The organism is Streptococcus sp. KHUD_014, assembly GCF_051106275.1.
Classification (GTDB): Bacteria; Bacillota; Bacilli; order Lactobacillales; family Streptococcaceae; genus Streptococcus.
Window position 1 is genome coordinate 1,398,701 of sequence record NZ_CP193666.1, and the last position, 11,362, is coordinate 1,410,062.

The following is an 11,362-nucleotide window of genomic DNA, read 5'->3' on the forward strand; positions in this document are numbered from 1 at the left end:
CTATTATAACACACTTCAGAAACTTTGTTTGAAGCGAAAAAGAGTCTGAGACAAAAGTCCTAGCCTCTCAATTGTCTTTGGATTGTCGAGCAAGACGCAGTGGTTGAGTGGCCTCTACTACGCTGATTTCATCAGCTTTTACAGCCCTACTCAACTGTGCGGAGGTGGGACGACGAAATCGAATTCTAACGAATTACCAATTTCTGTCCCACTCTCTCTTTCGTTAATATTTCCGCAGTTTCTTTTCTGTATGATTTTTCAACAACTTGAGCTCTCTGCTTCTTTAAAAATCTGATCGCTGATTTTCTTGCTTTCTCAATCTTTTCGACTTCCAACTTCTCTACAGCAGATGTAGGTATCCATTTTTTCCCAAATAAAACTTGAGCTGCTTCTATCATCAGAGCGCAAGCCTGCAAGTCCTTTTCTTCTACAATCGCCTCACCAAACAAATCCTTTGTTTTTTCTATCAACACTTCTTTTTCTACTTGATGAAAAGATAATTGCATCAAACTACTGGCAGACCAGGCGCGACAAAGTGGATCTTGGTCAGTCAAGAGATGTTGTCCTAGGATTTCTATCTCACTTATTGAACCAATCCACCCTAGGGCAATGATTAACTTTCTACGATTTGAAGCTTCAGAATTAGGTAAAAGAGAGAGCATAACTGGAAGTACTTGCTTGCAAGAAGACGCATAAAAATCTCTATGTCTTACTTTGGAAAGGATTTTCGCTAGGAAATAAACAATCAAAATACGTTGACTCTCATCTTCTTCTTGATTGAGAGTTTCCAAAAGATAGTCGATTCCCTCCTGCCCATGTTGGTCAAAACTCGCTTCAAAATTTAGGTCAGTTCCTTCCTCCCAATCTTTGCAAATGAGTTCAAAATGAAAGGCAATTTCTGGGCTCCTACCTAAATCAGCTATAAAATGAATTCGTTTAGAATCAGGAAAATCTTCCTCCACCAAGCTGGCATAGGTTCCCTGTAACACTTCTTTTGTAAGACTTTTGCGACCGAACTGTTCCTTTTCTAGTTTGTCGATTCCTTCTTTTCTAGAATCACTCATGACACTTATCTCCTCTAAGGTATTTGTAGAACTTAAACATTCTATCATTTAAATTCTCTAAGATTTACCTCTATTATATCACTTTAAAGAACTGTCTCCCTAACTCCATTATCAAAAAATGACTGCCCACTTTCGTGTTCAGTCATTTGAATGTGTTTGTGATTATTTTTCTAATGGTTTACGAAGGTAACCGTAAACTACACCACTGACAATTGCTCCTACCAAGACAAAGACAAGGTAAAGAAGTGCATTTGTTGTAAGTGCGATGACGAAGATTCCTCCGTGAGGAGCCATGAGTTTGATATTTGCAAGACCAACGAGTCCACCTGCTACCGCTGAACCAAGGATGAAGCTTGGGATAGCACGAGCTGGGTCTGCTGCACCAAATGGAATCGCACCTTCAGTGATGAATGACAAGCCCATAACGATGTTCGTCAAACCAGAGTTACGTTCTTCTTTAGTAAATTTATCTTTGAAAAGAAGTGTTGCCACAAAGATTGCAAGTGGTGGAACCATTCCTCCAGCCATAACTGCTGCCATAGCTACTGAACCACCTGTTGACACTGTTGCTGCAAGAGTACCAGTACCAAAGACGTAGGCTGCTTTATTGACAGGGCCACCCATATCGACAGCCATCATTCCTCCAAGAACGACTCCTAGAAGGACAGCCGAACCACCTTCAAGACCACCAAGGAAGTTGTTCATACCGGTGTTGATAGCAGCCATTGGGATGTTAACAGCAAGCATGACAAATCCTGTCAAGATTGTTCCAAGAAGTGGCAAGAGAAGGATTGATTTAGCACCTTCAAGTGAACGAGGCACTTTAACGTACTTCTTAACCAAGAGCACCAAAGCACCAGCGATAAATCCACCAACAAGGGCTCCTAGGAAACCTGATGATACACCTGCAAGAGCTGAAGTTGCTTCACCACCTTGAGCGTAAGGGATTTTACCAAAGGCAAAACCTTCTTTGGCAATAGCTCCAGCTACGAAACCTGCTACCAAACCTGGTTTTTCAGCGATTGAGTAAGCAACATATCCTGCAAATACTGGAAGCATCAAACCAAAGGCTGCGCCACCGATTTTCATGAACATAGAAGCGAGTTCATGGTATGATCCAAGATTTCCGAGGCTATCATTTGGCACACCCATAGCACCATCAATCAAGAAGGCAAGGGCAATCATGATACCACCACCGATGACGAACGGCAACATTTGAGATACCCCACTCATCAAGTGTTTGTAGAAAGCACCACCGACACTTTGTTTTTCGTTAGACGCTGTTGAAGCTTGCGCTCCATTAGCAGCACGATATACTTCAGCATTACCTGAAAGAGCCAAGTTGATCAATTCTTCTGTCTTACGGATACCGTCTGCAACCGGACGATTCACCAATGGTTTGCCATCAAAACGATCCATTTCAACTGCTTTATCTGCAGCGATGATGACAGCTTTAGCCTTACGGATATCTTCTGCTGTTAATTTGTTGCCAACACCGCTAGCACCGTTGGTTTCAACCTTGATACCAACACCCATTTCTGCAGCCACTTTTTGAAGAGCTTCTTGAGCCATGTATGTGTGGGCAATTCCTGTTGTACAAGCTGTAACTGCTACGATGAAATCTTCAGATTCATTTGCAGGAGCTAGTGCTGGTTCTTGAGCTTTTTCTGAGGCTTGGTTAAAGAGGTCAATAACTTGATCAGCTGATGTTACTTGACGAAGTTTGTCAGCAAAGCCGTCTTTCATCAAATATTGTGACAATTCTGCCAAGGCAGCCAAGTGAGTATCATTGGCACCTTCTGGAGCAGCAATCATGAAGAAGAGGTCAGTTGGTTGCCCATCTAAACTTTCATAGTCAACACCCTTGTTTGACTTAGCAAAGAGAACAGTCGCTTCCTTAACAGCAGCGTTTTTGCTGTGTGGCATTGCAATACCATCACCCAAACCTGTAGAAGTCAAAGCTTCACGCGCCAAAATACCTTCTTTGAAAGTTTCAAAATCTGACACATATCCGTGCTCTACCAAGCTATGAATCATTTCTTCGATAGCTGCTGTTTTTTCAGTTGCTTGCAAATCAAGCAACATGACATCTTTTCTCAATAAATCTTGAATTTTCATATTTTTTCTACCTCAACTTTTTCATAAGTTTCTTTAATAAATGCTGCAGTTGCCAAGTCATCTGAGAAGGTTGTTGCTGTTCCACAAGCCACTCCCCATTTGAAGGCTTCTACTGCGTCTTTTGATTTGACAAACTCACCCGTAAATCCAGCAACCATAGAGTCACCAGCCCCAACTGAGTTTTTCACGGTTCCTTTAATCGGTTTAGCAAAGTATGCTCCATCTGATGTTACCAGAAGGGCACCATCACCAGCCATCGAAATAATCACGTTTTGAGCACCCTTAGCCAATAACTCTCGAGCGTATTTCTCTATTTCATCTAAGCTTTCGAGTTTCACTCCAAAGATAGCTCCAAGTTCATGATTATTTGGTTTGACTAAAAGTGGTTGATAATCCAAACTATCAATCAAGGTTTGACCTTCAAAGTCACAGACTACTTGAGCGCCTGTCTGACGCGTCAAAGCAATTAATTCTTTGTAAATAACATTACCCAAGTTTTTAGCACTCGAACCCGCAAAGACAACTGTATCTTCTGCTGTTAAACTTGAAAGAATAGCTTTTAACTCTTCAAATTGTTCAGCTTCAACAGTAGGACCAGTCCCATTGATTTCTGTTTCTTGATCAGCTTTGATTTTAACGTTGATCCGCGTATCTTCTGCTACTTGGACAAAGCGTGTTTCAATTTGCTCTTCAGCCAAAGTATCAGTGATAAATTTACCTGTAAAGCCACCGATGAAGCCTGTCGCTGTATTTAGAATATCCAAGCGTTTCAAGACACGGCTGACATTGATTCCTTTCCCACCAGCAAACTTATCATCACTATCCATGCGATTGACACTACCAACTTCCACTTTGTCCAGACGAACAATGTAGTCTATAGATGGATTGAGTGTAACTGTATAAATCATACTTCTATTACCTCCGTTTTCTCTTTGATAGCTGGCAAGAGCTCATGACCCTTGCTTGTAATGACAATAGCACGTTTTATAGGAGCTACCTTAGCAAAACAAGACTGACCAATCTTGGATGAATCCGCCAAGACATAAGTCTGTTTAGCATTTTCTAAGATAGCACGCTTGACGGCGCCCTCCTCCATATCTGGAGTTGTAAAGTAACCTTCATCTACACCATTCATTCCAATAAAGGCACGATCAAAGTGCAGTTGGTTAATCTGATTGAGAGCTACTCCTCCGATGCTGGCATCCGTTGTCATCTTAACTCCACCGCCAATAATCACCGTTGGGATTTGCTTATCCACTAATTGAACCGCATGGTGAATGGAGTTTGTCACAACAGTAATGTCTTTTCGCTCCAATTCCTTAATGAGAAAGGCTGTCGTACTTCCTGCATCCACAAAGATAACATCTTTTTCTTTGATGAGAGAAGCTGCTTTTTGAGCAATCAACTTTTTCTCTTGAAGGTTTTTGACAGATTTTTCTTGAATGGTTTCTTCTTCTTGCAAGGAGTGTGGCAACTCTGCTCCTCCATGAACTCGGCGAAGTTTATTTTCGGACTCCAATTCATCTAAATCTCGTCTAACCGTTGATTCTGACGTGTCTAGCAAACCTACTAATTTCTCTAAAGTAACGACTTTATGTTTGCCTAGCTCCTCTAAAATCAACTTTTTTCTCTCAGTTTTTAGCACTTACTCACCTCCTGTTAACGATTACAATAATCATTCTATCACAAAAAATAGCAAAGTCAAGCACTTTTTGTCATTTTCTTTCATTTTCTATCATTTTGCTAATTGTTTGAATTTTAATTGCAAGATACTTGCCTTTATGTTAAACTATTTTAGTAAGTATTGGAAGATTACTCAAGAGGCTTAAGAGGCCGTGTTGGAAACGCGGTAGGCGTGTGAAAGCGTGCGTGGGTTCGAATCCCATGTCTTCCGTAGCTATAGTGTGGCTGCATCTTCATGCAGCTTTTTATCATGGATTTTCATCTAAGATGAGGATTGAAAAAGATACTTGACTAAAACTCACCACAAGGAAATAATCCAGTAAATCTCTGCATTAAAAAACGCATAGTATCAATGTTTGTGAACACTTGATATTATGCGTTTTTTATGATCATCATCTAACTTTGAAACGTTTAGTAAATAGCTAATTTAAAATCAAGTTGCAATTCATGTCATTATAATACATTCTCTATTTACCAAAATATTTTAATAGGACTATGGATTGTTCTTAGTAACTCCGCAGAATTCGCCAAATCTGATACTCTACTAAAATCTTTACGAGCTTGTTCAGATAAAACAATACCACCTGGAAATAACTCACGACTAAAAAATTCATAAAAATATCTAAAAGCTTGAGCAAAGGCAACCCCTTCTAATTTCATTTCAGAGACTATTTTACTAACCAGACTATAAGCGTGGAAGTATTGTTGTTGAGGTAAGTTCATTTCTTTAAAACTAGATTCAAATTTTACGATTGCATCTAGACACTGGGTTCTAAATTGTTGATTCATCTTAATACACTTTCATTACTATCTAAATCCATAAGCACCACCAGCTGCTCTTATAACAGCCATCGTGATGCAACATCAGTTCCTACAAATTCTATTTCCAGAATTCCAATTTAATTGCAAGTCGTGTTTACTATCTTCTGTAAATATCAAAACAGTACGCAACAGACTTATAAATTCCTTTCTTCTACTTTAGATTAAACACTCTGAATTCTTCTATTACTTTGTATTCATGATAAATACCTCCTATGTAATATTGTTTATTTGAATCGGCACCTTGATAGTAAATAAACTATATTCGATTCCGGATAGCAGATAGATTCTTTAACTCACTTTAAATTAGCAAGTGTCATAGCGAGCATATTTAAGAATGCTCCTTTACCTCGCTCTTGATGAGGTATCTTTGCAATTAAGCTAGCAAATTCTATCACATTTTTCGGTGCCAGATATTGATGAATCATCAAATACATAGATAAATCATTACTTAATCCACCTATTGCTCCAAATTCATCATTTTCTATTGAAATTCGTCCATTCATGAATATTTCTTTTAATTGTTCATCATTAGAAACTTCATCAGACAATAATAAGTTATCAATAAGATTTAATATCTCTTGTTTTTTCATTATGGAATAATAACTCCTATATAATAGGTATTTTTTGTCATATCATAACCTTGACAAGTTCATTATAGCAGGAAAGAAGAGATTTTTACCGCAAAGTCTTTAAATGTACTTTTTTCATCACGAAACGTATTTTTTCATGATTTGTATCCATTCATTTTATTTTAATTATAAACCATGACATAAGAAAACGAGTATCTCCAACTACGGAATACTCGTTTTTTGATAGTTAGAAGTAGGGTTTTGCCCAGCCTCTATGTAACATGCTCAAAACTTTTTAAAATACATTAATATCAAAAGAGCTGATAGCCTAATGAAGAGTCAAATGTTGCTAACTCCACTTATCTTCAAATTTAAATAGACACATTATCGGAGTTATTAGTAAGAAAAAATCTAACCAATTTAGATATTTCATAATATAGGATATAATACCAGCCATAACGAAAAGGTACAAAGCTGTACGATATCCTCTCTTTGGATTTTTATCAGACTTAGTATTAAAAATAATGTATACACAACAAATTGCAATGAGTATAAGTTGAATCATAGTTTCATTTGACATAGTAAAACCTCTTCTTTTTTAAACTATTTTGGTGATCTCAATTCAGAAGCTAAATGGCTACCTACGGTAGCACCCTACAGCGCAAATCAAGTAAGCTTGAGGCACTCCTTAAAATATTCAATAGAATATCCTAAGAATGGCGACTCTTTTAAAGTTCTATTTCCAAGATCTGTGTAAAGGAATAATCTTTACTTGTAGTTTTCAAACATACATTTGGATAAGATTTTAAGATTCTTCGAACATTGGCCAATCCTATACCCCGTCCTACTCCTTTTGAAGAATTGTCACGCTTGAATATATCTCTCAGTTCGATCTCTCTTTCTAAAGTAGAATTTTTAACAATCATGACTAATTTATTCCATTCTCTATCCTCAAGGAAACAAACTGCTATTCCTCCCTCTGCTGCGGACTCTATAGCATTATCTAACAAGATAGAAGTAATTGTTAAGAAGTCAATTTGTTCCATATTTTTTATAGAGAACTGTTCACTAATCTCCAGGGAAACTGGAACAGATAAGTTTTGGGCCTCCGATAACTTAGATAATAGTAAACTCTTTAGCGCCAAATCATTGATATTTCTTAGTTGTGCTACGTCAAAACGCTTACCTTTTAATTTTTCACCAGAATTTTTTAAAACACTATCATAAACTTGAGAAACTAGATTAATATCTTTTTGATCTATACCTATTTTTAAGCTGGACAAAATATTAGCATAATCATGTCTAAAGCTTCTAATTTCTTGATACAACCCTTCAACTTGTTGACTATAATTACTAAGATTTTGCAATTGAATTTCTTTTTGTAAAACGACTTTCTCCTGTAATTCTTGAAGTAATTTTCTATCCAAGAGATTAACAAAACAAATAAACAATAAAAAGTAAACTGCTGTCAATAATTCTTTATAATCCAAAATTCTATCCCAACTTATTTTATCACTGTAGTTTATATAAGATGGTAAGATAAAATAAGCTAGCATTAAAGTATCCGCAGTAATTAAAATAAATTTTGTCTTTCTATCCAAGTTCTTTATTTTTAAATGACTAAAATTATATCGAAAGAGACTAATAAGAAAAAACACAATAATTTCAGCTAATAAAGAGAAAATCATTGTTCCTAGATTAGTTTCATATAGTCTATGCAATATTGGAATCTTAGAAATTATAAAGTAACCTAAAAAATTTCTGATGACATCCCAAAATCCAAGTGGAAATAATGAGTAAAAAAGTAATAAAGAAACCTTACTTCTTAATTTACTAATAGACAAAGTATATAGGATAAAAAAGGTAGGATAAAGCAATAATGACCCAAGAAAGTAAAATCCAGTTGATTTAAATAAAACAATAAATAGGAATGATAAAAGATGGAACAGAATAATGGACATTACTACTTTTTTTAGATTTAATTTCTCACCTACAACCTTAGTATGGATACATAACAATAGAAAAACACTTATAATATTTAGAAAAAATATCATCTAAATCTCCTTAGTCATGAAGTCTTTCGATAGCTTTCATAAGTGGACGAATTTTTAATCTAGAGACAATACAAGAGGACCCGTTCTGAAAATGAACTAACCGATTTTCTTTATCAATTAAAGATATATTATAAGGATTTACGATAAATGATCTATGACATTGAAATAAACGTGGTTCCTGTTTAAGAATATCTGACAATTGTCCATAAAATTCAACTATGTCTCGTTTGGAATAGAGAGTCAACTTATGAGCAATTGTTGATGTTTCAATATACAATAAATCTTTAAAAGGGACTTGAATTTGAGCTTTGGATCCTGTAAATATAAAAGAGTCCTCAGATACTGTTCTTCTTTGATTATCGCTAACACTTGAAATAACATTTTCAATTCGTTTGATAAATAATGGTTCAGGTAATTCTTTATCAATGAAATCAATAGCTGATACTAAATATTCAAAAGATACGGGCATAAACTCAGAATGTGATGTTACAAAAGCAATCACTGCTTGAGAATCAAGTTTTCTAATTTCTCTAGCAACGTCTAATCCTCTTTTGTCATCATCTTTTATTTCAATATCAAGTAAAAATAATTGGTGATTTCCTCTCTCTGAAATGTCCTCTAAAAGCTGTTGAGGTTTTCCATAAACCTCAAAATGCCTATACTCAATCTTATTATCCACCAAAATTTTTTTGACAATACTTTCAATTCTAGTCTGTTGTAAAAAATTATCTTCTAGTATAAAAATATTCACTACTTCACTCCTATATATTTTTCCACTGATTTTTTAATATTGTAAAGTGTCTTCTAGAACAAGCGATGTCTGATACTCTATCATCCAAAAACATAATCGTTCTTGTCTCATGATTAAATCCTGCTATTTTATCTTTATTCACAAGAAATTTTCTATGGCATCTAATAAGCTCTTCTGAACTTTCCTCTTCAATTTTAGTTAGTGAAGTTGAAGCTTCAAAATTGCCTTCTGCTGTTACAAACAGAACAGTATGGGCTTTGGTTGGATGCGTTGTGACGTAATAAATTTTAGAGAGTGGTACCTTTACGATAGCTCTATCTTGATATAAAATGTAGTCTTTCATATTTAGCCTCCTTCTATTACTCTTATCTTATCAAAACTATGGAAACTAAATTATTGTAAATCTTCAATGGTTTTTATAATGTCTTGATTGGTAAAAATGTAAACTGTTTTTACATTTCATGAGAAAATAAATAACTTTAATATTCCTGTAAAATACTCCCTTCCTTTGAGAGAGGAATACTACGAAACCAATTCAATTTTTAGATTATATTTTATATCAATAAATTTGCTTTATTATTTTGTAAAAACAGTGAGGAAAATAAAAATTTCCTAAGATATAAAATTACTTACAAATACAAATTCTCTACCTATATTATCATAAAATCACAATTTTTAACATTTAAAAAAGGACTTCCCCCTGTACAGCACAGGACGAAATCCCTTTTGTATATTCTTTATCTAACTTTTTGGAATCCAGTGAATTCAACTCTCGGGTGATTTTTTCTACTTCATCTCAGATGCTCTTAAAAAATATCAAACAGCAATTTCACATTGAGGACAGTTAAGATAATGGAAACAATATAACCAAGGATAGTATTCCACTTGGCATTGGTAAATTCTCCCATCACTGATTTTTTTGAAGTGAGATAAATCAAAGGAAAGATTGAAAATGGAAGAGCGATTGAAAGAAAGACCTGTGAATAAACCAATAACTGATCCAAGGTTTTTTCTTGATGACCAAACAGAACCGCTACTATCATAACAGGCAGTAAGGCAAAGAGACGAGTCGCCAAACGAATGAACCACTGAGGCAATCGCATATGCAAGAAACCTTCCATAACGATTTGTCCTGTCAAGGTACCTGTAATTGTCGAATTTTGACCACTGGCTAAGAGAGCCAAAGCAAACAAGGTTGATAAGGTTGAGCTAGCTATAGCACCCGCAATAGTAGAATCCTGCAAGGCATTATACATTTGAGAGAAGGCAGAAATCTCGGATGCATGGCCGAAAAAGAGAGCCGCCCCTAAGATTAAAAGAAGGGAGTTAACGATAAAGGCCAAGGACAGTTGAAGATTAGAATCCCAGGTCATAAAGCGCACGGCTTTTCGAACATCATTCTTGTCCTTGTGATTGATTTTCCGAGTCTGAGACAAGGAAGAATGCAAATAGAGGTTGTGGGGCATCACTGTTGCACCCACGATACCTAACGCCAAGGTTAATTGACTTTCATGCCCAGGCAAAGGACTCTCAAATAAGGTTGCATTTGGCAGATAACCTTCAACGATTCCTTGGAAGCTTGGATGTGACAAAGCTACTAGGTAAGTAAAGATTGCTAAGATCGTTAAAATTAGCGTGGTCACGATAGCTTCTATCTTCTTAAAGCCAAACTTCATCAGGAGCAATAAGAGAAAGACATCTAAAACTGTCAAGAGGATGGCTATCATAATCGGAATTTTAAAGAGAAGATTGAGGGCAATGGCTGAACCTAGAACTTCTGCCAAATCTGTCGCCATCAAGGCCAACTCCAAAATCACCCATAGACTATAACGAAGCCATTTAGGTGAATGATGAGCTGTTGCTTGAGCCAGGTCCATCTGAGTTACAATTCCAAGCTTTCCAGCCATCTGCTGAAGCTGCATAGCAATGAGTGATGAAATCAAGATGACAAATAAGAGACTGTACTTATAGGATGCACCTCCAACCACACTGGTTATCCAGTTTCCTGGATCCATATACCCTACAGCCACAAGGGCACCTGGACCCAAGAAGGCCTTTAAATTTTGCCAGAAATGATTATTATTTGGAGTATCGATAGATTGATTAATCTCAGAGAGTGAAACTTTTTTATGAGACGACATAGATACTTACCTCTTTCTAAACCTACTTTTTCATTATTTTCTATTAGAGAAAAATAAGATTGACTTTAAACTATTAAAACAATGAAAACTATATGAAAAACATTTAGTTTTTTCATTATTTTTCTTAAGGCACCTTAATATTTTTCTTAAGGCACCTTAA

At 35.9% G+C, this 11,362-nt stretch carries 10 protein-coding genes and 1 tRNA gene; 1 reads left to right on the top strand and 10 read right to left on the bottom strand.

All coding sequences use genetic code 11. The features are described 5' to 3' along the window. Positions 1-185: 185 nt before the first annotated feature. The 4 genes from ACORHT_RS06820 to ACORHT_RS06835 all read right to left on the bottom strand — a co-directional run bounded on the left by ACORHT_RS06820 (position 186) and on the right by ACORHT_RS06835 (position 4,827). Complete coding sequence (locus tag ACORHT_RS06820) at positions 186-1,064, bottom strand: HEAT repeat domain-containing protein (RefSeq protein ID WP_434349823.1); 879 nt, start codon at positions 1,062-1,064, stop codon at positions 186-188. Positions 1,065-1,226: 162 nt separating this feature from the next. Beyond that, entirely contained in the window at positions 1,227-3,182 is a 1,956-nt protein-coding gene (locus ACORHT_RS06825; RefSeq protein ID WP_434349824.1) for a PTS fructose transporter subunit IIABC, read from the bottom strand. Beyond that, entirely contained in the window at positions 3,179-4,090 is a 912-nt protein-coding gene (gene pfkB, locus ACORHT_RS06830; protein WP_434349825.1) for a 1-phosphofructokinase, read from the bottom strand. The genes ACORHT_RS06825 and pfkB overlap by 4 nt, the downstream gene beginning before the upstream one ends. After that, positions 4,087-4,827 carry a DeoR/GlpR family DNA-binding transcription regulator gene (locus ACORHT_RS06835; protein WP_414282792.1) on the bottom strand — a complete coding sequence of 247 codons (741 nt, stop codon included), beginning with the start codon at positions 4,825-4,827 and terminating at the stop codon, positions 4,087-4,089. The genes pfkB and ACORHT_RS06835 overlap by 4 nt, the downstream gene beginning before the upstream one ends. A 161-nt stretch (positions 4,828-4,988) precedes the next feature. On the opposite strand from ACORHT_RS06835, the gene ACORHT_RS06840 reads away from it, so the two are divergent. Continuing rightward, positions 4,989-5,076 (top strand) — tRNA-Ser (locus ACORHT_RS06840). A gap of 260 nt (positions 5,077-5,336) precedes the next feature. On the opposite strand, the gene ACORHT_RS06845 is transcribed toward ACORHT_RS06840, so the two are convergent. The 6 genes from ACORHT_RS06845 to ACORHT_RS06870 form a co-directional block, all read right to left on the bottom strand. After that, a complete protein-coding gene (locus tag ACORHT_RS06845) occupies positions 5,337-5,654 on the bottom strand; it encodes a hypothetical protein (protein ID WP_414320944.1) in 318 nt (105 codons plus the stop codon). Between the two features lie 326 nt (positions 5,655-5,980). Next, positions 5,981-6,277: a bacteriocin immunity protein gene (locus ACORHT_RS06850; RefSeq protein ID WP_434349826.1), complete on the bottom strand. Its 297-nt coding sequence runs from the start codon at positions 6,275-6,277 to the stop codon at positions 5,981-5,983. Positions 6,278-6,984: 707 nt separating this feature from the next. After that, positions 6,985-8,310: a GHKL domain-containing protein gene (locus ACORHT_RS06855; RefSeq protein ID WP_434349827.1), complete on the bottom strand. Its 1,326-nt coding sequence runs from the start codon at positions 8,308-8,310 to the stop codon at positions 6,985-6,987. Between the two features lie 10 nt (positions 8,311-8,320). Further along, positions 8,321-9,061, bottom strand: coding sequence for a response regulator transcription factor (locus ACORHT_RS06860; protein WP_414269119.1), 741 nt, complete (start codon positions 9,059-9,061; stop codon positions 8,321-8,323). 10 nt (positions 9,062-9,071) lie between these two features. Further along, positions 9,072-9,404, bottom strand: coding sequence for a LytTR family transcriptional regulator DNA-binding domain-containing protein (locus ACORHT_RS06865; protein WP_434349828.1), 333 nt, complete (start codon positions 9,402-9,404; stop codon positions 9,072-9,074). A 463-nt stretch (positions 9,405-9,867) separates the two neighbouring features. Continuing rightward, positions 9,868-11,202 (bottom strand): Nramp family divalent metal transporter, encoded by a 1,335-nt coding sequence (locus tag ACORHT_RS06870; protein ID WP_434349829.1) that lies wholly within the window; start codon positions 11,200-11,202, stop codon positions 9,868-9,870. Positions 11,203-11,362 lie beyond the last annotated feature (160 nt).